This window comes from Klebsiella sp. 2-CIP_Kleb. (assembly GCF_050378715.1).
Lineage (GTDB): Bacteria > Pseudomonadota > Gammaproteobacteria > Enterobacterales > Enterobacteriaceae > Klebsiella > Klebsiella quasipneumoniae.
In genome coordinates this window covers 48045-73661 of the sequence record NZ_JBNRLG010000008.1, presented here as the reverse complement: position 1 = coordinate 73661, position 25617 = coordinate 48045, and the positions used below count along the sequence as shown (strand labels likewise).

At 57.4% G+C, this 25617-nt stretch carries 25 protein-coding genes; 14 read left to right on the top strand and 11 right to left on the bottom strand.

Annotated features, from left to right (window positions below):
- Positions 1-234 precede the first annotated feature (234 nt).
- Positions 235-1137, top strand: coding sequence for a 23S rRNA pseudouridine(2605) synthase RluB (gene rluB, locus ACQUTP_RS22080; protein WP_004203870.1), 903 nt, complete (start codon positions 235-237; stop codon positions 1135-1137).
- Positions 1138-1197: 60 nt separating this feature from the next.
- Here rluB and cobO read toward each other — a convergent pair whose 3' ends face one another.
- Both cobO and ACQUTP_RS22070 read right to left on the bottom strand, forming a co-directional pair.
- Complete coding sequence (cobO, locus tag ACQUTP_RS22075; RefSeq protein WP_004203871.1) at positions 1198-1788, bottom strand: cob(I)yrinic acid a,c-diamide adenosyltransferase; 591 nt, start codon at positions 1786-1788, stop codon at positions 1198-1200.
- Positions 1785-2546, bottom strand: coding sequence for a YciK family oxidoreductase (locus ACQUTP_RS22070; protein ID WP_004203872.1), 762 nt, complete (start codon positions 2544-2546; stop codon positions 1785-1787). The genes cobO and ACQUTP_RS22070 overlap by 4 nt, the downstream gene beginning before the upstream one ends.
- Positions 2547-2800: 254 nt before the next feature.
- Here ACQUTP_RS22070 and sohB point away from each other — a divergent pair, with 254 nt between their 5' ends.
- Entirely contained in the window at positions 2801-3847 is a 1047-nt protein-coding gene (gene sohB, locus ACQUTP_RS22065; RefSeq protein WP_004203873.1) for a protease SohB, read from the top strand.
- A gap of 62 nt (positions 3848-3909) precedes the next feature.
- Here the strand turns inward: sohB and ACQUTP_RS22060 are convergent, their stop codons facing one another.
- The gene (locus ACQUTP_RS22060) at positions 3910-4161 is read right to left on the bottom strand and encodes a YciN family protein (protein WP_002901761.1); all 252 of its coding nucleotides are present in this window, start codon (positions 4159-4161) and stop codon (positions 3910-3912) included.
- A 406-nt stretch (positions 4162-4567) separates the two neighbouring features.
- Between ACQUTP_RS22060 and topA the strand changes: the two genes are divergently transcribed.
- The 4 genes from topA to acnA all read left to right on the top strand — a co-directional run bounded on the left by topA (position 4568) and on the right by acnA (position 11958).
- Positions 4568-7165 carry a type I DNA topoisomerase gene (topA, locus tag ACQUTP_RS22055; RefSeq protein ID WP_004203874.1) on the top strand — a complete coding sequence of 866 codons (2598 nt, stop codon included), beginning with the start codon at positions 4568-4570 and terminating at the stop codon, positions 7163-7165.
- A gap of 343 nt (positions 7166-7508) precedes the next feature.
- Positions 7509-8483, top strand: a complete 975-nt coding sequence (gene cysB, locus ACQUTP_RS22050; RefSeq protein WP_004203875.1) for an HTH-type transcriptional regulator CysB — start codon at positions 7509-7511, stop codon at positions 8481-8483.
- A 245-nt stretch (positions 8484-8728) separates the two neighbouring features.
- Entirely contained in the window at positions 8729-8896 is a 168-nt protein-coding gene (locus ACQUTP_RS22045; RefSeq protein WP_017898677.1) for a YmiA family putative membrane protein, read from the top strand.
- Between the two features lie 389 nt (positions 8897-9285).
- Positions 9286-11958, top strand: a complete 2673-nt coding sequence (gene acnA / locus ACQUTP_RS22040) for an aconitate hydratase AcnA (protein ID WP_428902449.1) — start codon at positions 9286-9288, stop codon at positions 11956-11958.
- A gap of 47 nt (positions 11959-12005) precedes the next feature.
- Here the strand turns inward: acnA and ribA are convergent, their stop codons facing one another.
- Positions 12006-12608: a GTP cyclohydrolase II gene (gene ribA, locus ACQUTP_RS22035; RefSeq protein WP_004203877.1), complete on the bottom strand. Its 603-nt coding sequence runs from the start codon at positions 12606-12608 to the stop codon at positions 12006-12008.
- 163 nt (positions 12609-12771) lie between these two features.
- Here ribA and pgpB point away from each other — a divergent pair, with 163 nt between their 5' ends.
- The 5 genes from pgpB to yciH all read left to right on the top strand — a co-directional run bounded on the left by pgpB (position 12772) and on the right by yciH (position 16413).
- A complete protein-coding gene (gene pgpB / locus ACQUTP_RS22030) occupies positions 12772-13539 on the top strand; it encodes a phosphatidylglycerophosphatase B (RefSeq protein WP_274888532.1) in 768 nt (255 codons plus the stop codon).
- A 135-nt stretch (positions 13540-13674) separates the two neighbouring features.
- Positions 13675-13983: a LapA family protein gene (locus tag ACQUTP_RS22025; protein ID WP_002901780.1), complete on the top strand. Its 309-nt coding sequence runs from the start codon at positions 13675-13677 to the stop codon at positions 13981-13983.
- A gap of 6 nt (positions 13984-13989) precedes the next feature.
- Positions 13990-15159: a lipopolysaccharide assembly protein LapB gene (gene lapB / locus ACQUTP_RS22020; RefSeq protein WP_004203879.1), complete on the top strand. Its 1170-nt coding sequence runs from the start codon at positions 13990-13992 to the stop codon at positions 15157-15159.
- Between the two features lie 190 nt (positions 15160-15349).
- Positions 15350-16087, top strand: a complete 738-nt coding sequence (gene pyrF, locus ACQUTP_RS22015) for an orotidine-5'-phosphate decarboxylase (RefSeq protein WP_285755337.1) — start codon at positions 15350-15352, stop codon at positions 16085-16087.
- Positions 16087-16413 (top strand): stress response translation initiation inhibitor YciH, encoded by a 327-nt coding sequence (gene yciH, locus ACQUTP_RS22010; protein ID WP_004203881.1) that lies wholly within the window; start codon positions 16087-16089, stop codon positions 16411-16413. Before pyrF ends, yciH begins: the two co-directional genes overlap by 1 nt.
- Before the next feature lie 129 nt (positions 16414-16542).
- Here yciH and osmB read toward each other — a convergent pair whose 3' ends face one another.
- The 7 genes from osmB to ACQUTP_RS21975 all read right to left on the bottom strand — a co-directional run bounded on the left by osmB (position 16543) and on the right by ACQUTP_RS21975 (position 23089).
- Positions 16543-16761 (bottom strand): osmotically-inducible lipoprotein OsmB, encoded by a 219-nt coding sequence (gene osmB / locus ACQUTP_RS22005; RefSeq protein ID WP_002901783.1) that lies wholly within the window; start codon positions 16759-16761, stop codon positions 16543-16545.
- A gap of 275 nt (positions 16762-17036) precedes the next feature.
- The gene (locus tag ACQUTP_RS22000) at positions 17037-17786 is read right to left on the bottom strand and encodes a DNA-binding transcriptional regulator YciT (RefSeq protein WP_004203882.1); all 750 of its coding nucleotides are present in this window, start codon (positions 17784-17786) and stop codon (positions 17037-17039) included.
- A gap of 73 nt (positions 17787-17859) precedes the next feature.
- On the bottom strand, positions 17860-18039 hold the full coding sequence (locus ACQUTP_RS21995; protein ID WP_004203883.1) for a hypothetical protein: 180 nt from the start codon (positions 18037-18039) through the stop codon (positions 17860-17862).
- A gap of 158 nt (positions 18040-18197) precedes the next feature.
- Positions 18198-20132, bottom strand: a complete 1935-nt coding sequence (locus ACQUTP_RS21990) for an exoribonuclease II (RefSeq protein ID WP_285755334.1) — start codon at positions 20130-20132, stop codon at positions 18198-18200.
- Between the two features lie 81 nt (positions 20133-20213).
- Entirely contained in the window at positions 20214-21371 is a 1158-nt protein-coding gene (locus tag ACQUTP_RS21985; protein ID WP_004203887.1) for a CMD domain-containing protein, read from the bottom strand.
- Positions 21372-21559: 188 nt separating this feature from the next.
- On the bottom strand, positions 21560-22348 hold the full coding sequence (gene fabI / locus ACQUTP_RS21980) for an enoyl-ACP reductase FabI (RefSeq protein WP_004203888.1): 789 nt from the start codon (positions 22346-22348) through the stop codon (positions 21560-21562).
- 198 nt (positions 22349-22546) lie between these two features.
- A complete protein-coding gene (locus ACQUTP_RS21975; RefSeq protein ID WP_060657070.1) occupies positions 22547-23089 on the bottom strand; it encodes a HutD/Ves family protein in 543 nt (180 codons plus the stop codon).
- 209 nt (positions 23090-23298) lie between these two features.
- Between ACQUTP_RS21975 and ACQUTP_RS21970 the strand changes: the two genes are divergently transcribed.
- Genes ACQUTP_RS21970 through ACQUTP_RS21960 form a run of 3 tightly spaced genes read left to right on the top strand, consistent with a single transcriptional unit; the run spans position 23299 to position 25616 of the window.
- Positions 23299-24144: a transporter substrate-binding domain-containing protein gene (locus ACQUTP_RS21970; protein ID WP_004203890.1), complete on the top strand. Its 846-nt coding sequence runs from the start codon at positions 23299-23301 to the stop codon at positions 24142-24144.
- An 11-nt stretch (positions 24145-24155) separates the two neighbouring features.
- The gene (locus ACQUTP_RS21965) at positions 24156-24875 is read left to right on the top strand and encodes an ABC transporter permease (protein ID WP_004203892.1); all 720 of its coding nucleotides are present in this window, start codon (positions 24156-24158) and stop codon (positions 24873-24875) included.
- Positions 24876-24884: 9 nt separating this feature from the next.
- Entirely contained in the window at positions 24885-25616 is a 732-nt protein-coding gene (locus ACQUTP_RS21960; RefSeq protein ID WP_004203893.1) for an ABC transporter permease, read from the top strand.
- Position 25617 lies beyond the last annotated feature (1 nt).

Here is a 25617-nt window from a genome sequence, read left to right as displayed (position 1 = left end):
GAGAATAAGGAAAATCTGTTCCATACTAAAGGCGCGGTGTGGCGAACAGAAGCTTTCCCGGCGAAGTTAGTGTAGTATGTTCGGCCACGAATACGGGCTCGCGGCGAATGTTTTGCGCATGCCGGCGAGACTTTACGTAAAAAGTATATACGTAACAATGAGTTGCTGATACAGGCCTCATTGTTTCATAAAGCATACCAGACGCCTGGGAAGGCGACACCTTAAGGAAGCTCAATGAGCGAGAAACTGCAAAAAGTGCTGGCCCGCGCCGGCCACGGCTCCCGCCGTGAAATTGAAGCGAAAATCGAAGCTGGCCGCGTCAGCGTCGACGGCAAAATCGCCACCCTCGGCGACCGTGTGGAAATCGTCCCCGGTTTAAAAATTCGTATCGATGGCCATCTGATCTCGGTGAAAGAGTCCGCCGAGCAGATCTGCCGCGTGCTGGCGTACTACAAGCCGGAAGGCGAACTGTGCACCCGTAACGATCCGGAAGGACGCCCGACGGTGTTCGATCGTCTGCCTAAACTGCGCGGCGCGCGCTGGATTGCCGTTGGTCGTCTGGACGTCAACACCTGTGGCCTGTTGCTGTTCACCACCGACGGCGAACTGGCAAACCGCCTGATGCACCCGAGCCGTGAAGTCGAGCGTGAGTACGCCGTTCGCGTTTTCGGCCAGGTAGATGAAGATAAGCTGCGCCAGCTGTCGCGCGGCGTACAGTTAGAAGATGGCCCGGCGGCGTTTAAAACCATCAAATTCACCGGCGGCGAAGGGATTAACCAGTGGTACAACGTCACCCTGACCGAAGGGCGTAACCGCGAAGTGCGTCGTCTGTGGGAAGCGGTCGGCGTGCAGGTCAGCCGCCTGATCCGCGTACGCTATGGCGATATTCTGCTGCCGAAAGGCCTGCCGCGCGGCGGCTATACCGAGCTGGACCTGGCGCAGACCAACTATCTGCGCGAACTGGTGGAACTTACTCCGGAAACCAGCTCCAAGGTCGCCGTTGAAAAAGATCGTCGCCGGTTGAAAGCCAATCAGATCCGCCGGGCGGTGAAGCGTCACAGCCAGACCAGCGCTAACCCGCGCCAGGGTAATAACAGCAACCGCCGTTCCAGTACCCGCAATAAGACCAACGGTTAATGTTGCGCGTTCCGGTGGTTTTGCGCCGGAACGCGGACTTCCTTTCGCCGTATCCGGTCCTCAGTAGTCAATCCCCATCTGCGCTTTAATGCCGGCATCAAAGGCATGTTTCACCGGGCGCAGCTCGCTGACGGTATCCGCCATTTCAATAATATCGCGATGACAGCCGCGGCCGGTGATGATCACCGACTGGTGGGCAGGACGCTCACGCAGAGCGCTCAGCACCGCCTCCAGCGGCAGGTAATCGTAGGCCACCATATAGGTCAGCTCGTCCAGCAGCACCAGATCGAGCTGGTCGTCGGCAAGCATACGGCGGGCATGTTCCCAAACCGCCAGACAGGCGGCGGTGTCGCTGTCGCGGTCCTGAGTGTTCCAGGTAAAGCCTGTCGCCATCACCTGAAATTCGACGCCGTGGGGCTCCAGCAGATTACGCTCGCCGTTAGGCCAGGTCCCCTTGATAAACTGGATCACGCCGACTTTTTTGCCGTGGCCGACGGCGCGGGTCGCGGTGCCAAAGGCGGCGGTAGTTTTTCCTTTGCCGTTGCCGGTAAAGACCATCACAATGCCGCGCTCGTCCTGGGCCGCCGCCACCCGGGCATCCACTTTATCTTTCAGCCGCTGCTGGCGTTCGCGGTAGCGTTCATCACTCATTGGGCAATTCCTGGTTTACGCCCCGGTTGGGCGTCGAAGGTCATTCCCGTCTTGCGACGACTGTCGTCGCCCATCAGCCACAGATAGACGGGCATAATGTCAGCGGGGGTTTTCAGTTTCAGCGGATCTTCCGTCGGGAACGCGCTGGCGCGCATGCCGGTGCGGGTGCCGCCGGGGTTGATACAGTTCACCCGCAGGTGGCGGCTTTGGTACTCGTCGGCCAGCACCTGCATCATCCCTTCGGTGGCGAATTTGGAGACGGCATAGGCGCCCCAGTTGGCGCGACCCTGACGACCGACGCTGGATGAGGTAAAGACCAGCGAACCAGATTCGGAACGGAGTAATAAAGGAAGAAGCGCCTGGGTCAGCATAAAGGTGCCATTGACGTTCACCTGCATCACCTGCTGCCAGACCTCCGGTTTCTGTTCATCCATCGGGCAGATGTCGCCGAGCAAGCCAGCATTGTGCAGCACGCCGTCAAGGCGGGGATAGTGGATGCTGATCTGCTGCGCCAGCTGCTGGCACGCCTGCGGCGTGCAGGTGAGCAGGTCGAGAGTAAACCAGCGGGGAGGAATACCGCCCTCACGCTCAATCTCCTCGGCGACGGCGCGCAGTTTGTCGTCGTTGCGACCCAGCAGGATAACGCTGGCGCTGTAGCGGGCGTAGGTCAGGGCCGCTTCACGACCAATTCCATCGCTGGCCCCGGTGACCAGAATGATGCGATCTTTCAGCAAGTGGCGTTGCGGTTGATAATGCACGGCGACTCCTTTGGCGATCGGCTCTCGATCGCGCTTCATCTTTGGTATCTCACTTTTGCGCTGTTATGCCTGAAAGCGCCCGCCATTGCAATCGGCGAAGCGGAAAGTATTCACAAAATTAATATCTTGCAACGATTTCAGCCTCGCCTAAAAAAACGGAATCCGCTGCGCAGAGGACACAAAGCACAAAGACTTCTCGCCAGGGGCTGATGTACACTGTGAAGCAACGTCAGTGCTTTACACAAGGTGAAAACGTGGAATTACTTGCTCAATATGGCTTATTTTTAGCCAAGATCGCGACCGTTGTCGTCGCTATCGCGGTGATTGCCGCTATTATCGTCAACCTGGCCCAGCGCAAGAAACAGCGCGGCGAGCTGCGGGTAACGAATCTTAGCGAGCATTATAAAGAGATGAAGGAATCGCTGGCGGTGGCCCTGCTGGACGGCCCGCAGCAGAAGCAGTGGCATAAGTCGCAGAAGAAAAAGCAAAAACAAGAGGCGAAGGCGGCGAAAGCGCGGGCGAAGCTGGGTAATACCGAGCCGGAAGGCAAGCCGCGCGCCTGGGTGCTGGATTTCAAAGGCAGTATGGATGCTCATGAAGTCACCAGCCTGCGGGAAGAGATCACCGCGGTGCTGGCGGCGGCGAAAGCGCGCGATCAGGTGGTGATTCGTCTGGAAAGCCCCGGCGGGGTGGTGCACGGCTACGGGCTTGCAGCATCGCAGCTGCAGCGCTTGCGCGACAAACAGATCCCGCTGACGGTGGCGGTCGACAAAGTGGCGGCCAGCGGCGGCTATATGATGGCCTGCGTGGCGAACAAAATTGTCTCGGCGCCGTTTGCGATCCTCGGCTCTATTGGCGTGGTGGCGCAGATCCCAAACCTGCACCGTTTCCTGAAGAACAAAGATATTGATATCGAACTGCATACCGCCGGACAGTACAAACGAACGCTCACGATGCTGGGTGAAAACACTGAAGAAGGACGGCGCAAGTTTCGCGAAGACCTTAATGAGACGCACCATTTGTTCAAGGATTTCGTCCAGCGGATGCGCCCGGGCCTTGATATTGAGCAGGTGGCCACTGGCGAGCACTGGTACGGGGTACAGGCGCTGGAAAAAGGGCTGGTGGATGCGGTTGAAACCAGTGATGAGCTGCTGCTGGGACTCATGGAGAGCCACGAGGTGATCGGAGTGCGTTATCAACAGCGTAAGAAAATGCTCGACCGCTTCACCGGTAGCGCGGCGGAGAGCGCCGATCGACTGCTGCTGCGCTGGTGGCAGCGCGGACAGAAGCCGCTGATATAGATGATAAAACGCGAGGCTCTGCCTCGCGTTCTCATTTAGGGCGGTCTTAATCTCCGCCGGTCTTAATCGACCAGGTGATATTTGTCCGACAGCTCATGGGCGAGGTACTTAAACATATTAAATACCGCTGTACTCTTCGGCGTCGGCAGACCCTGCTCATCAAGATAAAACTCACCGCTAAACACCAGGACATTGTTGCGCTGAACGACGTCGGTAGCTTCGATACCGGCTAACGTATCCTCATGTTCGCGAATAAGTTTGTTGGCTTTTTCGAGCAGCGTCTGGCGATCGATTGGTTGGGTTGTACCTTGCATAACGGACTCCTCTTTTTCTCCACGCGTAGTTTACGCCGCGCGGCGGCACGGGGCAAATTTTCCATGGACAAAACAAGGGTAATCGTAACCAGTGGAGAAACAGCCGTTTACTGGCGTGATTCGCTTTTGCATGCTAATAAAGTTGCGTAACGAATTTTATCAGGTACAGTGTGACGCTTTCGGCGATCTGGCAACAGATTTGCTTGACATTCGGCCAAAAATTCTTCGTGCTATGTCACCTGACGAAAAAAGGTCAGTAAACTCAAGCGCCTGGTTTTACGGAGATGAAACAGGTGTTCTGGGTTGATATTCACCGACGGTGCCGCAACATATGAGGCAGTCGCCAGTGGAGGGTGTATGAATGTGCGATGTATTCCTGGATGAATCAAATTAGGTAAAGGTGAATATGGGTAAAGCTCTCGTTATCGTTGAGTCCCCGGCAAAAGCCAAAACGATCAATAAGTATCTGGGTAATGACTACGTGGTGAAATCCAGCGTCGGTCATATCCGCGATTTGCCGACCAGTGGATCAGCTTCCAAAAAGAGCACCGACTCTACCGCCACCAAAGGGGCTAAAAAGCCTAAAAAGGACGAACGTGGTGCTCTGGTTAACCGCATGGGCGTGGACCCATGGCATGACTGGAATGCGCACTATGAAGTACTTCCGGGTAAAGAAAAGGTAGTTTCAGAACTCAAACAGTTGGCGGAAAAAGCTGACCACATCTATCTCGCAACCGACCTTGACCGCGAAGGGGAAGCCATTGCCTGGCACCTGCGGGAAGTTATCGGCGGCGATGAACAGCGTTACAGCCGCGTGGTGTTCAATGAGATCACCAAAAACGCCATTCGTCAGGCTTTCGAAAAGCCGGGCGAACTGAATATCGATCGGGTTAACGCCCAGCAGGCGCGTCGCTTTATGGACCGCGTGGTGGGTTATATGGTTTCGCCGCTGCTGTGGAAAAAAATCGCCCGTGGTCTTTCTGCCGGGCGCGTACAGTCCGTCGCGGTCCGCCTGGTGGTGGAGCGTGAGCGTGAAATCAAAGCATTCGTCCCGGAAGAGTACTGGGAAGTTGATGCCAGCACCACCACGCCGGGCGGCGACGCGCTGCCGCTGCAGGTGACCCATAAGGACGATAAGCCGTTCCGTCCGGTCAGCCGCGATGAGACCATGGCGGCGGTATCGCTACTGGAAAAAGCCAGCTACAGCGTACTGGAGCGGGAAGACAAGCCGACCAGCAGCAAGCCGGGCGCGCCGTTCATCACCTCCACCCTGCAGCAGGCGGCCAGCACCCGTCTCGGCTTCGGCGTGAAAAAGACCATGATGATGGCTCAGCGCCTCTATGAGGCGGGGCACATCACCTATATGCGTACCGACTCCACCAACCTGAGTCAGGATGCGCTGAACATGGTTCGCGGCTACATCAGCGACAAGTTTGGTAAAAAATATCTGCCGGAAAGCGCCAATCAGTACGCCAGCAAAGAAAACTCACAAGAAGCACACGAAGCGATTCGTCCGTCTGATGTGAACGTGCTGGCGGAAACGCTGAAAGATATGGAAGCGGATGCGCAGAAGCTGTATCAGCTGATCTGGCGCCAGTTTGTCGCCTGTCAGATGACGCCGGCGCAGTACGACTCCACGACGCTGACCGTGGCGGCGGGTGATTTCAAACTGAAAGCGCGCGGTCGTACCTTACGCTTTGACGGCTGGACCAAAGTGATGCCGGCCCTGCGCAAGGGCGATGAGGACCGGACTCTGCCGCTGGTCAAACAGGGCGACCAGCTGAGCCTGGTCGAGCTGACGCCTGCCCAGCACTTTACCAAACCGCCGGCTCGCTTCAGCGAAGCCTCGCTGGTTAAAGAGCTGGAAAAACGCGGTATCGGTCGTCCGTCCACCTATGCCTCGATTATCTCCACCATTCAGGATCGTGGTTACGTGCGAGTGGAAAACCGTCGTTTCTACGCGGAGAAAATGGGCGAGATCGTCACCGACCGACTGGAAGAGAACTTCCGCGATCTGATGAACTACGACTTCACCGCGCAGATGGAAGATCGTCTCGATCAGGTGGCTAACCACCAGGCCGAGTGGAAAGAGGTGCTGAACCACTTCTTCGGCGATTTTACCGCCCAGCTGGAGACGGCGGAGAAAGATCCGGAAGAGGGCGGCATGCAGCCGAACCCGATGGTGCTCACCAGTATCGACTGTCCGACCTGCGGCCGTAAAATGGGCATCCGTACCGCCAGCACCGGCGTTTTCCTCGGCTGTTCGGGCTATGCCCTGTCGCCGAAAGAGCGCTGCAAAACCACCATTAACCTGGTGCCGGAAAACGAAGTCCTCAACGTGCTGGAAGGCGATGACGCCGAAACTAACGCGCTGCGCGCCAAACGCCGCTGCCAGAAGTGCGGTACGGCGATGGACAGCTACCTTATCGATCCCAAGCGTAAACTGCACGTCTGCGGTAACAACCCGACCTGCGATGGCTATGAGATTGAAGAGGGCGAGTTCCGCATCAAGGGCTATGACGGTCCGGTAGTGGAGTGCGAGAAGTGCGGCTCCGAGATGCACCTTAAGATGGGGCGTTTTGGGAAGTACATGGCTTGTACCAACGACGAGTGTAAGAATACGCGTAAGATCCTGCGCAATGGCGAAGTGGCGCCGCCGAAGGAAGATCCGGTGCCGCTCCCGGAGCTGCCGTGCGAGAAGTCTGACGCCTATTTCGTGCTGCGTGACGGGGCTGCGGGCGTCTTCCTGGCGGCAAACACCTTCCCGAAATCACGGGAAACGCGTGCGCCGCTGGTGGAAGAGCTGTACCGCTTCCGCGACCGTCTGCCGGAAAAACTGCGTTATCTCGCCGATGCGCCGCAGCAGGATCCGGAAGGCAATAAAACGCTGGTGCGCTTTAGCCGTAAAACGAAGCAGCAGTATGTGGCGTCCGAAAAAGAGGGCAAAGCGACCGGCTGGTCAGCCTTCTTTATCGACGGCAAATGGACGGAAGCTAAAAAGTAACTGACCATTATCAGGCAGGAAAAGGGCGCTTTTCCTGCTCTGGCGGCCGGCAGGGGCCATGGATGCCTCTGCCGTGTCGTTTTCCTTTCTCTCCGCGCTTTCCGCCCCCTTATAACCACCTATATTATTTTTCGTTACCGGCTATACACTGTTGGTATAAATGATATAGTGGTTATAGTTAATGCCTTTTTTATTATTAAAACGTCTTATACATCATCGCTTTCAGGATGCGTTGCGGCGCCACTATGGCCAACTGCCGGGAGGCCTGGCCTTCACAGGCGACAAGTTGCCTGAACGTAAAGTGTATTAAGCGGCTTCATTTTACGCGCAAACGGATATCAGCATGAAACTACAACAGCTTCGCTACATCGTTGAGGTGGTTAACCATAACCTGAATGTTTCATCCACCGCCGAAGGGCTTTATACCTCCCAGCCAGGCATCAGTAAGCAGGTGCGTATGCTGGAAGATGAGCTCGGCATCCAGATCTTTGCCCGCAGCGGCAAGCATTTGACTCAGGTGACCCCTGCCGGGCAGGAGATCATCCGTATTGCCCGCGAGGTGTTGTCAAAAGTCGATGCCATCAAATCTGTCGCCGGGGAGCATACCTGGCCGGACAAGGGGTCGCTGTATGTGGCGACCACCCATACCCAGGCGCGCTATGCCTTGCCGGGGGTGATCAAGGGCTTTATTGAACGCTATCCGCGGGTGTCGCTGCATATGCATCAGGGTTCGCCAACCCAGATCGCTGAAGCCGTGTCGAAAGGCAACGCCGACTTCGCTATTGCTACTGAAGCGCTGCATCTGTATGACGATTTGGTGATGCTGCCATGCTATCACTGGAACCGGTCGATTGTGGTGACGCCGGAGCATCCTCTGGCCTCCAGGGGCTCGGTGTCAATAGAAGAGCTGGCGCAGTATCCGCTGGTAACCTATACCTTTGGCTTCACCGGCCGTTCGGAACTGGATACCGCGTTTAACCGTGCGGGCCTGACGCCGCGCATTGTCTTTACCGCCACCGATGCCGATGTCATCAAAACCTATGTTCGCCTGGGACTCGGGGTAGGGGTGATTGCCAGTATGGCGGTGGATCCGGTCTCCGATCCGGACCTGGTGAAGCTGGATGCGAACGGTATCTTCAGCCACAGCACCACTAAAATAGGCTTCCGCCGTAGCACTTTCTTACGAAGCTACATGTATGATTTTATTCAACGTTTTGCACCCCATTTGACCCGGGATGTGGTGGATACCGCGGTGGCCTTGCGGTCGAATGAAGATATTGAAGCGATGTTCAAAGATATAAAACTACCGGAAAAATAACCCTGTAAAAAATAATGGCATTCCCTGTGGGGAGTGCCATTAACTAGCATGGTCTTTATTTAACAACTTAAACCTCGAACCAATCACAAAATTAATAATTTCTCGCAACACGTTTGTCATTATGCCCACCGCGATCAAATAACCGGTTAAATATATTCCATCAGACCTAATTTAGCTGGATTAATCTTTTATCCATAATTAAGATTTATCTGTACCTGATGATTTGAGCAATTGGTGGTGACAATATGATAAGTAATCTCGATTACATGAAACTGGCGATGTCATACGAAAATGACAAAACCGAAATCGATCCCGTTCTGCGTAGTCGCGTATGGGGCGTAGTGTTGGTAGGGCTGGCGATGTTCTGGAGTATCATCGCGCTCACCATCTGCAACATCTGGATTGTCAGCTAAAGCTGTAGGTCATCGTTGTAGATACATGTCATTTTTATGACAGTGAAAGGAAACTGTAATATAAAATCAGTGACCGGCAATACAGGGAGAATATATTTTGCCGTGGGATTCATCCAACCTGAAATCAATCACAAGAGCTAATCAGCCAACAGGCAATGATTAGCTCTTTTTTTGTCCTCGTGTACTAATACAATATCGCTTAAACGACTCCTCTGCACTATTTTGGTGCTATTTCCTCTGCGCTCTGATAATTGCCTTTTTATCCCTCTCCGTCCTATCGCATTTAGCAATTTGGGTTGTTATCAAAGTGTTATGCCCAGCATGTGTTATCTTTAATGGAGACCCTGAGGAGAATCGGGGTATGCCATCCCTGAGATAAAGGAGGAGCTATGTCGTCAACCCTACGAGAAGCCAGTAAGGACACGCTGCAGGTCAATGAGAAAACCTGGCATTACTACAGTCTGCCGCTGGCGGAGAAGCAGCTGGGCGATATCAGTCGACTGCCCAAGTCGCTGAAGGTGCTGATGGAGAACCTGTTGCGCTGGCAGGACGGTGACTCGGTAACTGAAGAAGATATTCGTGCCCTTGCCGGTTGGCTGAAAAAGGCCCATGCCGACCGGGAGATCGCCTACCGTCCGGCTCGCGTCCTGATGCAGGACTTTACCGGCGTGCCGGCGGTAGTGGATCTGGCCGCCATGCGCGAGGCGGTGAAACGCCTGGGCGGCGATACCGCGAAGGTGAACCCGCTTTCGCCGGTCGACCTGGTGATCGACCACTCGGTGACCGTCGACCGCTTCGGCGACGACGAGGCCTTCGAAGACAACGTCCGCCTGGAAATGGAGCGGAACCACGAACGCTACGCATTTTTGCGTTGGGGGCAGCAGGCCTTCAGCCGATTCAGCGTGGTGCCGCCGGGCACCGGGATTTGCCACCAGGTCAACCTGGAATATCTCGGACGGGCGGTGTGGAGCGAAGAGGTGAACGGAAAGTGGATGGCGTGGCCGGATACCCTGGTGGGCACCGACTCCCATACCACCATGATTAACGGGCTCGGCGTGCTGGGCTGGGGCGTGGGCGGGATTGAAGCGGAAGCCGCCATGCTCGGCCAGCCGGTGTCGATGCTGATCCCGGACGTGGTCGGCTTTAAGCTCAGCGGCAAATTGCGCGAAGGTATTACCGCTACTGACCTGGTGCTGACGGTCACCCAGATGCTGCGCCAGCACGGCGTGGTCGGAAAATTTGTCGAGTTCTACGGTGACGGTCTGGATACTTTGCCCCTGGCCGATCGCGCCACCATCGCCAATATGGCGCCAGAGTATGGCGCCACCTGCGGTTTCTTCCCGATCGATGACGTGACGCTCAGCTATATGCGTCTCAGCGGACGTAGCGAAGAACAGGTAGCGCTGGTGGAAGCCTATGCCAAAGCGCAGGGCATGTGGCGCTACCCGGGCGATGAGCCGGTCTTTACCAGTACCCTGGCGCTGGATATGGGCAGCGTTGAAGCGAGCCTCGCCGGGCCGAAGCGGCCGCAGGATCGCGTGGCGCTCGGCGATGTGCCGAAAGCCTTTGCCGCCAGCGGTGAGCTGGAGGTTAACCACCTTCAGCGTCAGCGCCAGCCGGTGGCGTATACGCTGAACGGGCATCACTATTCGCTGCCGGATGGCGCGGTGGCCATTGCGGCGATCACCTCCTGTACCAACACCTCCAACCCCAGCGTGCTGATGGCCGCTGGCCTACTGGCGAAAAAAGCCGTCGAACGCGGCCTGCAGCCGCAGCCGTGGGTGAAAGCTTCCCTGGCCCCAGGCTCGAAAGTGGTGTCGGATTATCTGGCCCATGCCGGCCTGACGCCTTACCTCGACCAGCTCGGCTTCAATCTGGTGGGGTATGGCTGTACCACCTGTATCGGTAACTCCGGTCCGCTGCCGGAACCGATTGAAGAAGCAATCAAAAAAGGCGACCTCACCGTCGGGGCGGTGCTCTCCGGTAACCGTAACTTCGAAGGGCGTATCCACCCGCTGGTGAAAACCAACTGGCTGGCCTCGCCGCCGCTGGTGGTCGCTTACGCGCTGGCGGGGAACATGAACATCGATCTCACCCGCGAGCCGCTGGGGCAGGGCAGCGACGGTGAGCCGGTCTATCTGAAAGATATCTGGCCGAGCGGGGAGGAGATTGCCCGGGCGGTGGAACAGGTCTCCACGGAGATGTTCCGCAAAGAGTACGCGGAAGTGTTTTCCGGCACTGAGGAGTGGAAGGCGATCAAGGTGGAGGCGTCAGATACCTACGACTGGCAGGAAGATTCGACCTACATTCGCCTGTCGCCGTTCTTTGACGAGATGGGCGTCGAGCCGCTGCCGGTGGAGGATATTCACGGCGCGCGGATCCTCGCCATGCTGGGCGATTCAGTGACCACTGACCACATTTCGCCGGCAGGAAGCATCAAAGCCGATAGTCCGGCAGGCCGCTATCTGCAGGAGCATGGGGTTGCCCGGCGCGACTTTAACTCCTACGGCTCCCGTCGCGGTAACCATGAGGTGATGATGCGCGGCACCTTCGCCAATATCCGCATCCGCAACGAAATGGTGCCGGGGGTGGAAGGGGGGATGACCCGCCATCTGCCGGACCGCGAACCGGTGGCGATATACGATGCGGCGATGCTGTATAAAGCCGAGGGGATACCGCTGGCGGTGATTGCCGGTAAGGAGTATGGCTCGGGTTCCAGCCGCGACTGGGCGGCGAAGGGGCCGCGCCTGCTGGGGATCCGGGTAGTGATCGCCGAGTCCTTCGAACGTATTCACCGCTCCAACCTGATCGGGATGGGTATTCTGCCGCTGGAGTTCCCGCAGGGCGTCACCGGTAAAACGCTACAGTTGACCGGTGAAGAGCGGATTGATGTCAGTAATCTGCAGTCGCTACAGCCTGGCGCCACGGTGCCGGTGACCCTCACCCGCGCTGACGGCTCGCAGGAGGTGATCGCCTGCCGGTGCCGTATCGACACGGCGACCGAGCTCACCTACTACCGCAACGACGGCATCTTGCACTACGTCATCCGCAATATGCTGTAAAACGAAGGGCCAGCATCGCTGGCCCTCTCTTTACTCTGTCGCCGGTATTATTCCGCCGGCTTGCTGTTGAGCAGGTGGCCCATCTTGGCGGCTTTAGTGTCGAGATAATGGGCGTTTTTCGGGTTGCGTCCGACGATCAGCGGCACGCGCTCCACAATGTTAATCCCGGCTTCGCTGAGGATTTCCACTTTTTTCGGGTTATTGGTTAACAGTCGCACCTGCTCTACGTTGAGCAGTTTGAACATATCGGCGCACAGGGTGAAGTCGCGCTCATCGGCGGCGAAGCCAAGCTGATGGTTCGCTTCGACAGTGTCATACCCCTGATCCTGCAGCGCGTAGGCGCGGATCTTATTCAATAAACCAATGTTGCGACCTTCCTGACGATGATAGAGCAGGATCCCCCGGCCTTCTTCGGCGATATGCGACAGAGCCGCCTCCAGCTGAAAGCCGCAATCACAGCGCAGGCTAAACAGGGCATCGCCCGTCAGACACTCTGAATGAACGCGGGCGAGCACCGGCGCCTGCCCTGAGATATCGCCGTACACCAGCGCGACATGATCCTGTCCGGTTGCCAGTTCTTCAAAACCCACCATCAGGAAATCGCCCCAGGGGGTTGGCAGTTTGGCTTCTGCCACACGTTTAAGCTGCATGTGATTCTCCAGATTCTGTCAGCACCTGAATGTGCTTTCTGTTTACCGCTATTTTGCCACAACGCCGGGACGTTCTCCTAATCGCGAACGGTTAGCCGCGCGGAAAGCGCACAAACGATCTACTTTCCGCTATGATGTTCATCTAAAAGGAGAAGGAGAGAAAATGCTGTTGATTGCCCGACGAACCGCTCTTGCGGCGGCGCTGCTGCTGGTCATGCCCCTCACGGTCTGGCTGTCTGGTTGGCTGTGGCAGCCAGGACTACCGGTGGCATGGCTGAAAAGCCTCTGGTGGGTGACGGAAACGGTGACCCAGCCGTGGGGAATCATCACCCATGTTGTGCTGTGCGCCTGGTTTCTCTGGTGCCTGCGCTTTCGCCTGCGCGCGGCGCTGATCCTGTTCCTCATTCTTGCCGCCGCCATCCTGGTGGGACAGGGGGCCAAATCCTGGGTCAAGGCGCGGGTCCAGGAGCCGAGACCGTTTGTCATCTGGCTGGAAAACACAAGGCAGGTGCCGGTGACGCAATTCTACGCGTTAAAGCGCAAAGAACGCGCTAAACTGGTGCATGAGCAGCTGGCGCAGGCGCAGGACATCCCGCCGTTTTTACGCAAACACTGGCAGAAAGAGACCGGGTTTGCATTTCCGTCAGGCCATACGATGTTCGCCGCCAGCTGGGCGCTGCTCGCTGCCGGGCTGTTGTGGCCGCGTCGGCGCTGGGGCACGATCGCGGTACTGCTGGCGTGGGCGATGGCGGTGATGGGCAGTCGCCTGGCGCTCGGCATGCACTGGCCGCTGGATCTTATTGTCGCCACGCTGATTTCCTGGGTGCTGGTCACGGTGGCCTGCTGGCTGACGCAGCGTCTTTGCGGGCCGCTCTCGCCGCCGGGGGAAGAGGCGCAGGATATTAAAAAAAGGATGCCTGAAGCGGAATAATGTTGATTTTAGCGGCATCCGACCGCATATCCTGTAGAGTTGCCGTGCTTTTTCGTTCCACCGCTGCGGCGAAAATGATACTTTATAGGGCTGAAAGCGGGCTTTTTTCGCGCAACCCACAGAACGGGAAGTCATGTGAAATATTTACTCATTTTCTTACTGGTATTAGCAATCTTCGTCATTTCAGTGACGCTGGGGGCGCAGAATGACCAACAGGTCACTTTCAACTATTTGCTCGCTCAGGGTGAATTCCGCATTTCGACGCTACTGGCGGTGCTGTTTGCCGCAGGCTTTGCCATCGGCTGGCTGATCTGCGGCCTGTTCTGGCTGCGGGTGCGCGTCTCGCTGGCGCGCGCGGAGCGGAAAATTAAGCGCCTTGAGCACCAGATTGCCCCTGTCAGCCCGGCGGCTGTCGACGCAGGCGTGCCTGCGGTGAAGGAATAACCTCTTATGCTGGAGTTGTTGTTTCTGCTTTTACCCGTTGCCGCCGCCTACGGCTGGTACATGGGGCGCAGAAGTGCACAACAGTCCAAACAGGACGACGCGAGCCGCCTGTCACGGGATTACGTGGCGGGGGTGAACTTCCTGCTTAGCAACCAGCAGGATAAAGCCGTCGATCTGTTCCTTGATATGCTGAAAGAGGATACCGGTACCGTTGAGGCCCACCTGACGCTCGGCAACCTGTTCCGCTCGCGCGGTGAGGTCGACCGCGCGATCCGTATCCACCAGAGTCTGATGGAAAGCGCATCGTTAACCTACGATCAGCGCCTGTTGGCCGTCCAGCAGCTGGGGCGCGACTATATGGCCGCCGGGCTGTATGACCGTGCGGAAGACATGTTCAAACAGCTGGTGGATGAGACTGATTTTCGCCTCGGCGCGCTGCAGCAACTGTTGCAGATCTACCAGGCGACCAGCGACTGGCAGTCGGCTATCGAGGTGGCTGAGCGGCTGGTGAAGCTGGGCAAAGAGAAGCATCGTGGCGAAATCGCCAACTTCTGGTGCGAACTGGCCCTGCAGCAGATGGCGGCCAACGATCTGGATAAGGCGATGGCGCTGTTGAAGAAAGGCGCCGCCGCGGACCGCAACAGCGCCCGGGTGTCGATCATGATGGGTCGGGTGTGGATGGAGAAGGGCGACTACGCCAAAGCGGTGGAAAGCCTCGAGCGGGTTATCGATCAGGATAAAGAGTTGGTGGGTGAGACTCTGGAGATGCTGCAGACCTGCTATCAGCAGCTCGGCAAAGCCGATGAATGGGAAGTTTTCCTGCGCCGCTGCGTGGAGGAGAACGCCGGGGCGACCGCCGAACTGATGCTGGCGCAGATCCTTGAGCAGCGGGAAGGGGTCGAAGCGGCGCAAAACTACGTCACCCGGCAGCTGGAACGCCATCCCACCATGCGCGTCTTCCATAAGCTGATGGACTACCATCTCAATGAAGCGGAAGAAGGACGGGCGAAAGAAAGTCTTGGGGTGCTGCGAAACATGGTCGGCGAACAGGTGCGTAGCAAACCGCGCTACCGTTGCCAGAAATGCGGCTTTACCGCTCATACTCTCTACTGGCATTGTCCGTCCTGCCGCTCCTGGGCGACCATCAAACCTATTCGCGGCCTCGACGGCCAGTAAGGTCAAAAAAACAGACGCTTTAGTTACAACATACTTATCATTTCTTTCCCGTCGCCGCCTGCAGCCCCGGCATCGCCGTCGTCCGCGCAGGGCAAAACAGCAGCCTGTTATTTTGTTAGCTTCACAGGTAGAATGCTGCCCGTTTACCTTTTTTGCGCCCTCTGGCGCCCATCAACACTAAGGTCTGGTCATGACGTCAACAGCTATCCCATCTTCCCGCGCTGTCACTTCCTCTCCCGTTGTGGTTGCGCTTGACTATGATAATCGCGATAAAGCGCTGGCATTTGTCGACCGCATCGACCCGCGCGACTGCCGCCTGAAGGTGGGCAAAGAGATGTTCACCCTGCTGGGACCGCAGTTTGTCCGCGATCTGTATCAGCGTGGGTTTGAGGTGTTCCTGGACCTTAAGTTTCACGATATTCCCAACACCACCGCCCGCGCGGTGGCGGCGGCGGCCGAGCTTGGCGTATGGATGGTGAATGTCCATGCCTCCGGCGGCGCGCGGATGATGACCGCGGCACGCGAAGCGCTGCTGCCTTTTGGTCAAGACGCGCCGCTGCTCATCGCCGTCACCGTCCTTACCAGCATGGAGTCCAGCGATCTGCAGGATCTGGGCATTACCTTATCTCCGGCTGATTACGCGGCGAAGCTGGCGGCGCTGACCCAACGCTGCGGCCTCGACGGGGTGGTGTGTTCAGCTCAGGAGGCGGTACGCTTTAAGCATGAGCTGGGACAGGCGTTTAAGCTGGTCACCCCTGGTATCCGTCCGCAGGGCAGCGACGCTGGCGATCAGCGGCGGATTATGACGCCTGAGCAGGCTCAGGCGTCAGGGGTGGACTATATGGTCATTGGCCGCCCGGTTACCCAGTCGATCGATCCTGCCGCGACGCTGCGGGCGATCAACGATTCTCTGCGCAAGGGGGCATAATGAGCGATTCCAACAGCCGCCTGGTCTACTCCACCGAAACCGGGCGTATCGACGAGGCGAAACCGGCGCCGGTGCGCCCGAAAGGCGACGGTATAGTGCGGATCCAGCGCCAGACCAGCGGCCGCAAGGGCAAGGGCGTCTGTCTGATTAGCGGGATTGATGCCGACGATGCGGCACTCACTGCCCTGGCGGCGGAGCTGAAGAAGAAATGCGGCTGCGGCGGCGCGGTGAAAGAGGGTGTGATTGAGATCCAGGGCGACAAACGGGATTTACTTAAGGCGCTGCTAGAGGCGAAAGGGATGAAAGTGAAGTTAGCCGGCGGCTAATCGTTTTTTCAACCCTAATTAATGGCCAGGTGAAATAACAAGGCCGCGGTGAATGCCGCGGCCTTGAATGATTTAACGTGCGTAAGTCAATTCGTATGAATTATTCTTTTATTTCGTCAGGTAATTATATTATTTGCCGACCTGGTGACCAATAATACCACCGACTGCTGCGCCACCCAGGGTACCGAGTGCGCTACCGTCAGTTAACACCGCACCGCCGATGGCGCCGGCGCCTGCACCGATTGCAGTGTTACGATCGCGTTTAGACATGTTAGAGCAAGCGCTCAGAGACATTGCTACAGTGACAGCCAGAACAACAGCAGCCATTTTTTTGCTCGTTGAAGTCATCATTTTTTTCTCCTGAATAATCTATTCATGGATTACAGCGCTCCTTTAAGCATAGCCTGATAAAGCAGCTTTAGGGCAATTCCATGAAGTTAGGGTGCGCAGGTATCACGAAAATCACGCAGGTGATAGTCACTTCCTGTTATATCGCTAATAATAATTCTACTTTTTTTTAAATTTATCGTCAGGTAAAAAATCTTAATTACCGGCTCGGAATACTCTCAGAGCGTAATTTCGCCCCGTTCGGCGCGGTGGCAGGGCACGGGGCGGGTGGAATATCAGATGTACGGCACAATATCGACGGTCAGGCCGCTGCGCAACAACTGCTCACGGCAGTCGTTCGGCAGACGATCGTCGGTGATAACGCGATTAAAGCGGCCGGCTGGGCCAAGCGGATAGGGGTGCACCGCGCTGAATTTTGAGCTGTCGCTGAGGATAATCGCTTCGCAGTGCTTCTCCAGAACGGCGTTAACCACGTCCGCACGCATCATATCGCGGCCGGTAAAGCCGGTTTCCGCCTGCCAGCCATCGATCCCGATGAAGGCCTTACTGAAATGCACCTGTTGAATGAACTGGCGGGTCAGTGGGCCAACCATACTTTCACTGCGTTTCTGGTAAATCCCGCCCAGCAGGATCACCTCTCCCGGCGTCTCTTTCAGCAGATGGGCGATATAGCTGCTGACGGTGATGATGGTGATATCGCCGCGTTCAGCCAGGGTGCGCGCCAGCAGGGCGTTGCTGCTGCCGTTTTCGATAAATACCGTTTCGCCGGCATTCACCAGCGCCGCGGCGCGGCTGGCCAGTTCACGCTTAATGGCGAAATGGGTCATCATGCGGGTTTCGACATCTTCACTGTCCAATGGGACGGCGTAGCCATGGGTGCGGCGCAGATAGCTCTGTTTCTCCAGCAGGTTTAGATCCTGACGGATGGTGACCTCTGAGACACCGGTCATCTTCGCCAGATCGGCGACGCTCATGCGGCCTTTATCGATGACCACTTGCAAAATACTTTGTTGTCGGGCGTTCATAGCAACATCACTGTTAGGGGGCTATACGGCGAGCAACCGGTCAGCATCGCCGGTTGCGGCATGTGGGCGATAATCAGATTTCCCAGGGCGCTTTGGGTGGTTTGTTTTGCTCGGCGTCGTCTGCCGCCAGCGCCAGCAGTTCCGCTTTGAGGATTTCCAGATTATGGATCGCAGAGTGGTAATCACCGGCAACCAGAATATCCAGCACGGTATCGATACGTTGGGCGAGCAGGTGGGCATTCACATCTGACATGGCATTATCCTGGTAACAAAAACGAATGAAATCAATGATGCTAAAAATGGGTGAAAAAGAGAAGCGAAAAAAACGCACAACCTTAATCGTTGCGACGGAAATGACGGGACAGGGAGGAAAGAAGGAGCGGTTCCCGAAGGAACCGCTGTGAAGAGACGTCAGGCTGCCGGACGAGCAATGATGCTACGCGTTTCCATGCGGACTTCAGCGATAGTGACATCGATAACATCGGTCACCTTGTAGACCACTTCTCCCTTGATCTGCACGGTGCCGTTTTCCTGGCTGCAGACCAGTTCGTCGCGCACGGCGTGGAGGAACGGGGCCGGAATAAAGGCGACCGCGCCATTGTCCACCAGACGTACGCGCATTCCACCGCGGCTGATGTCGATGATCTCCGCCGCAAAGCGGGTGTCGGTACCGGCTTTATCGTTGAGGAAACGGGCATACAGCCAGTCGGCGACATCGCGTTCGGCCATGCGGTTGAGACGACGGCGCTCCGCCATCTGCACGGTGGCTTCATCCTGTGGGCGCGCAATGGTTTCGCCTTTGATGATGGCCTTCAGCAGACGGTGGTTGATCATGTCGCCATACTTACGGATCGGCGAGGTCCATGTGGCGTAGGCCTCAAGACCAAGACCAAAGTGGGGGCCCGGCTCGGTGCTGATTTCAGCAAACGACTGGAAACGACGTATGCGGCTGTCGAGGAAACCGGTCGGCTGAGCGTCCAGTTCGCGGCGCAGCTTGCAGAAACCTTCCAGGGTGAGCACTTCCGTCGGATCAACGTGTACGTCGTGGGTCTTCAGCAGGGCCGCCAGCTGTTCGGTATTCGCCGGGTCGAAGCCGGTGTGGACGTTATAAACGCCGAAGCCAAGCTTGTCGCGCAGCACGCGGGCGGCACAGATGTTGGCGGCGATCATCGACTCTTCGACAATACGGTTGGCAATACGACGCGGCTCCGCGACGATGTCCAGCACTTCGCCTTTTTCGCCGAGGACGAAACGGTAATCCGGGCGGTCTTTAAACACCAGCGCGTGGGTCTGACGCCATTCGCTGCGGCGCTGACACACGTCCTTCAGCAGCGTAATTTGCTGCGCGATCGCCTCGCTGCCCGGCTGCCAGCTGCCGCGGCCTTCCAGCCAGTCAGAGACATCGTCATAGGCCAGTTTGGCTTTTGATTCGATGGTAGCGGCAAAGAACTCGATATTGTCTTCGATGGTGCCATCGGCCGCCAGAGTCATCCGGCAGGCCAGCACCGGTCGCACTTCATTGGCACGCAGGGAACACAGGTCGTCTGACAGTTCGCGCGGCAGCATCGGGATGTTGAAGCCCGGCAGATAGTTGGTAAAGGCGCGTACTTTTGCGGCGTTATCCAGCTTGCTGCCTTCGGCAATCCACGCGGTCGGGTCAGCGATCGCCACCGTCAGCAACAGTTTGCCGTCGGAGCCAGATTCGACATACAGCGCATCGTCCATATCTTCGGTACTGGCGCTGTCAATGGTGACGAAGTCGAGGGCGGTCAAATCGCGGCGAGTCAGCCCTTCGTCAAGCATCTCGGTGGCGACGCCGTCCGGTGCCTCTTTCTCAAGATTATGGCGCGCCAGCGTCACCCACCACGGGACGAAGTGATCGTCGCTGAAGGTAATGAACTGGGTCAGCTCCGCGTAAAATCCGCGGTCGCCTTTTAATGGATGACGGCGCATTTCTGCGACGGCCCAGTCACCCTGTTTGAAATCATGCTCAACGCCACGGGCGGCGCGGCAGGGAATGGCGTCTTTCAGCAGCGGATGGTCAGGAACGATAGCGAGGCGATCGTCTTTCTTCTGGACTTTACCGACGAAACGGGTCAGGAAGGGCTCAACCAGCGATTCCGGTTCGGCGCTTTCGCGTTCTTTTTCAGAATGGATCACCGCAACGATACGGTCGCCATGCATCACTTTTTTCATCTGCGGCGGCGGAATGAAGTAGCTCTTCTGAGCGTCCACTTCGAGGAAGCCAAAGCCCTTTTCCGTGCCCTTAACGACCCCTTCCGCGCGCGGCGTCTGGGAATGCAGTTGCTGTTTAAGCTGCGCTAGCAGCGGGTTATCCTGAAACATAATTAGGTATTTTCGTGGCTAAAAGAGCGGCTGACATTTTTACGCGATTATGCCTGTCGCAGCAAGCGCTGTTTCAGCAATTTACGTCTGCTGACGCACATAGCCGAGGGCGATTTTCAGACGATTCATCCAGCCGCATAGTCCGCTCCAGGTTAACAGATCGATCGCCTGTTCCGCTGAGAGTCCATATTCGCCGAGGGGTGTTAACTGGGCGGCGCTAAACCGGTCCGGGGAGCGGGTTAACAACTGTACCGCGGTAACGAGCGCGCGCGACCGCGGATGCTGCCCAAGCCAGCGATGGAGAGCCTGATCGCCCTCGCGCAAATGGCTGCCGAACGCTTCTTCACCGTGCCAGTGGGAGAGCCAGGCGTCAAAACAGGTGGCGCTGCCATTGGTGCGCGCGGTGAGTAAGGCGACCTGCGGGCCAAAGGTACCGTTGCCGCTGAGCTGGCGTAACAGCGTCTCCAGAGGCGCCATCAGCTGCGGGTCGCAGGCCAGCAACGGAGCCAGCGGGCCCAGGCCGGGCAGTGACTGCCAGCTGGCGATACGCCGCTGGCGCTCGTCATCGGCATACTGCAGATCGGGATCCTCAATGTCGGTTACCCACTCTCCTGGTGGGTTGACGAACAGGTCGGCGGGCGCCTCCTCTTGCTGCGGCATACCGGGGATCCAGCGCACCGGGAAGCCCTGGGCCGCCTGCAGCACGGCAATCGCCCGCGCCTGGAAGCCGACGAAACCGATAATCTGGTTGATCAGGATAATATCCCGACTGGTCAGGCCCACTTCGTCCAGCTGGCTGCGGGAAAGGGCGTTAATGACGGAGGGTGAACCGGCGAGCTGACGAGCGTATTGGGTGATCTGCGCCAGACGACGGTTGCTCTCGCGCGAAGAGTCGGGCCCCGGCAGGGGCGCCAGGCGGGCGGCATAGTGGTTACACAACCGCTGGACGCCGTAGACCTGGGCGACGGTGAGCGCAGTGCTCAGGCGATCGTAGGCGGTAAAGGTTTGCAGGCGGCTCACCGCCACCTGGTCGGGAAACAGCCGCTCGGCCAGCTGGCGCGCGGGGCGTAGCCAGCCTGCGTGGGCGTGTAGCCAGGCGTCCGGCAGCGTCAGGTCCAGCAAAAAGCGGTCTTCAACATGGGCGGCTTCAGGGACGAGCGGCAGGACATCCACCGGGCAGATTGTTGACTGGGTTTCGTGATACCAGTGGTTTTTGCCATTCACGCGGCGTGGCTCCATGGGCTTTCCTTGTTCGGTATGTGGCGAACCGCCGTTCCGCGGATCGTTTATGCAGAACTATCCTGGCGTAACCCGGAAGCAGGAGAAAATATTGATACGTGCTAACAAATAGCCGATTGGAATAACAGGGGGTGCACAAGGCCTCGGAAGGGAGAGCCCTCCTCACCGGGGCGAGGAGGGTAAGGAACTTATTTCAGTTCCAGCTCGTTCATGGCGGCGATGCTGAACCCGCCATCAACGTGAACGACTTCACCGGAGATACCCGCAGACAGGTTGGAGCACAGGAAGGCTGCGCTGTTACCCACGTCTTCAATGGTGACGGTGCGACGGATCGGGGTGACCGCTTCGCAGTGCGCCAGCATTTTACGGAAATCTTTGATACCGGACGCGGCCAGGGTACGGATCGGACCGGCGGAGATAGCGTTGACGCGAACGCCTTCCGGACCCATCGCGTTCGCCATATAGCGCACGTTAGCTTCCAGAGAGGCTTTCGCCAGACCCATGACGTTGTAGTTCGGGATCGCGCGCTCGGCGCCCAGGTAGGAGAGCGTCAGCAGAGCAGAGCCCGGGTTCAGCATTGTGCGGCAGGCTTTGGCCATCGCCACGAAGCTGTAGGCGCTGATGTCGTGCGCGATTTTGAAACCTTCGCGGGTGACCGCGTTGACGTAGTCGCCGTCTAACTGGTCAGCCGGGGCATAACCGATAGAGTGGACGAAACCATCGAATTTTGGCCAGACTTTTTCCAGCTCGGTGAACAGCGCGGTGATGCTCTCGTCTTCAGCAACGTCGCACGGCAGCACAATGTCAGAACCCAGCGCGGCAGCAAACTCTTCAACGCGACCTTTCAGTTTTTCATTCTGATAGGTGAATGCCAGTTCCGCGCCTTCGCGGTGCATTGCCTGCGCAATACCGTAGGCGATGGACAGTTTGCTGGCGACGCCAGTGATCAAAATGCGCTTACCGGAAAGAAAACCCATAGCTTTAATCCTTATCGTTATTGCTTATTTTTACTTTAACAATCATAACGTTAACATTGTTATTTCAAAATAACTCAAATTTAGCCAGGAATTATATCCCACTGACGACCCCTTGTGTCACGATATTTTTCAGCCGGCCCGCGCCGCGCGGGGCAAAAGCCGATCGTGATGGTTCAAGTATACCCTTTTCTCAGCTGATTATTTGAGCGCAATCGTTGCCAGCAGGAGGCGCCCATCGGCACCGAGAGGCCGCAGCTCGCCCGGGGCGTTGCCGCGCCAGCAGAGACCGCTGCCGGCGGCGCAGCGCCGCCCGGCCAGATCCCACTCCCCCTGCAGCACATAAGCGACGCCTTCGGTGGCCGCTCGCTGCCGGTCGCTCACCACTTCAACCTTCGCTGAGGCTCGACCCCGCTGGGTCATGACATTGAAGTCCAGTCCAGGCTCAACGATCCCGACGCTGGACAGCTCCCATTCGCCGGGGAATGCCCACGGCTGCCAGAGCGCCAGCGGATGGTCGATCTCCTCCCCGCGCAGCCGTAGCGGTTGCCCCGCCAGCAGGACGATCGTCCGGTCGACCCCGGGAAAGGGGGAGAAAGGGCCATCGGCCTGCAGGGTGGCAATGCTCGCGCGCCAGAGAAAAGGGGCATCTACGGAAGGAACGGCGATAATTTCCCGCGTGGCGCCGGCACCGTTCTTCCACGGCGTGACGGGTAAAGTAGCGTAATCAAAATACGTGATCATAGTTTGCTCGGCGGAAATCTGGAGTGGATAGTATTTGTTACACGCTTGTCTCAATGTGCTTACAAATTATTTACAACAGGGCTCACAAATCCATCATTGAGCGCGTGTGCGTGTTTGTCAATGCTTGTATATACATGAGCAGTCATCTGCGAATTATCTTATCGCCGTGACCAGAGCCATCATGACAAAACGCGATCGGGAGAATGAAAATGCAACAGCGTATTACTTTCCGCCAGGCCTGCCTGGTCACCCTGTTTTCGGGGCTACTGCTGTCTGGTGGCTCAACATACGCTAAAGAGTGGAAATCGATCACCATCGCTACGGAAGGCGGCTATGAGCCCTGGAATCTGACGCTTCCCGGAGGGAAACTCAGCGGCTTCGAGCCCGAGCTAATGGCGAATTTATGCCAGCGAATGCAGATCGAATGCAAACTGGTGGTGCAGAACTGGGATGGCATGATTGCCGGACTTAACGCCGGAAAATATGACGTGATCATGGATGCTATCGTCGTCACCCCAGAGCGTTCGAAGGTAGTGGCGTTTACCCAGGCATACGCTGCCACGCCGGCCTCTTTCATTGCGGTAAAAGGGTCGCTGCTACCGCCGTCCCCGGCGGTCAAACTTCATGATGATGAGAAAGAGATTCAGGCGGCGATTGCGCCTCTGCGCGCGGCGTTGAAAGGGAAAACCATCGGCATCGCTTCCGGCACCGTCTACACCCCGTTTATTGATAAGTATTTCAAGGATATCGCTGACGTCCGGGAATATAACAACTCAGCGGATGCGATCCTCGACCTGCAGGCTGAGCGCATCGATGCGGTGTTTGATGATATTACCTTTGCCAACACCACCCTGTCGCGTCCGGAGAATAGCAATCTGGCATTGAGCGGTCCGCTGATGAGCGGCCCAATCTGGGGAGGCGGTGAGGCGATGGGTGTGCGCCTTACCGATACCGATCTCAAAGCGAAACTGGATAGCGCCATTCAGGCGGCGCTGGCCGATGGGACGGTAAAAAAACTGAGTGAGAAATGGTTTAAAAGCGACGTGACTCCCTGAGCGAGGCAACCATGTTAAATCTTCTGAGTTTGGGTGAAAACGGGTGGGGGACGCTGATCCTCAGCGCAACGCTGACCACGTTGCTGCTGTCGCTTGCAGCGCTGGCCGTCGGTGCGGGCGTGGGCGGCGTCATCGCCGCCGCAAAATTGTCCCGGCACGCGCCAGCGCGCTGGTTCGGCGCCGCCTGGTCGGTGGTATTCCGCGGTATCCCTGAATTACTGGTGATCTATCTGTTCTATTTTGGCGGCTCAGGGATGATTTCATGGCTGGGCCGCCTGTTTGGCGCAGACGGCTTTATTGAGGTGCCGCCATTTCTGATTGGCGCCCTGGCGATTGGTTTGATCTCCTCCTCGTATCAGGCGGAAGTCTACCGTGCTGCTCGCCTGGCGTTGATGCCCGGTGAAGTGGAGGCAGCTACCGCCATTGGCATGCCGCGCTGGCGGATCCTGCAGCGCATCCTGCTGCCGCAGATTGTCCGTTATTCGCTGCCGGGGTTGTCCAACGTCTGGCAGATGAGCCTCAAAGATTCGGCGCTGGTATCAGTGACCGGGATGGTTGAATTGATGCGCGCCAGCCAGATTGCCGCTGGCTCTACCCGCGATTATTTCCTGTTCTATCTCATCGGCGGCGGTTGCTATTTGATCCTGACGCTGCTCTCTAACCGCGCGTTTACCCGGGCGGAGAGCCATCTGAACCGCGCCTGGCTGCGTCGCAGCGCCGCGCAGGCGTAAGGAGCCTGTATGATTATCGATTTTGCCTTCCTCGGTGAGACGTTGTTGAAGCTCGGCGCGGCGCTGCCGGTGACGCTGGGGCTCTTTATCTGCTCTTTTATGCTTGGCGGCGTGCTGGCCCTTGGCGTTCTGGCGCTGCGAATGAGCCGCTGGCCACTGGCAAGCGGCTTCGCCAAAGGCTATATCCTCATCTTTCGCGGCTCGCCATTGCTGATCCAGTTGTTTCTCATTTATTACGGGCTGGGTCAGTTTGGGGTGATCCGCCACAGTTTCCTGTGGCCGCTGCTGCGCGAACCCTTCATCTGCGCCGTTCTGGCGCTGGCGCTCTGTACGGCGGCCTATACCGCGGAAATTCTGCGCGGCGGGTTGCTGGCGATACCGCCGGGCCAGATTGAAGCCGGCCAGGCTTGCGGTATGTCGCGCTGGCTGCTGCTGCGGCGGATCATTGCCCCGGTGATGCTGCGCTATGCGCTGCCAGCCTACTCCACGGAGGCCATTTTGTTGGTCAAGTCGACGGCGCTGGCAAGCCTGGTGACCGTCTGGGACGTCACGGGGGTGGCCCAACAGATTATTCAGCGTACCTACCGGACGATGGAGGTATTTCTCTGCGCGGCGGCCATCTACCTGCTGCTCAATTTCATCATTGTGCAGTTGTACGCCCTGCTTGAACGGCGTTTAACCCCGCATACCAGGCCAAATCCGGCGACCGTGTCGCTCAAGCCGATAACCAAAGGAGAGTAAG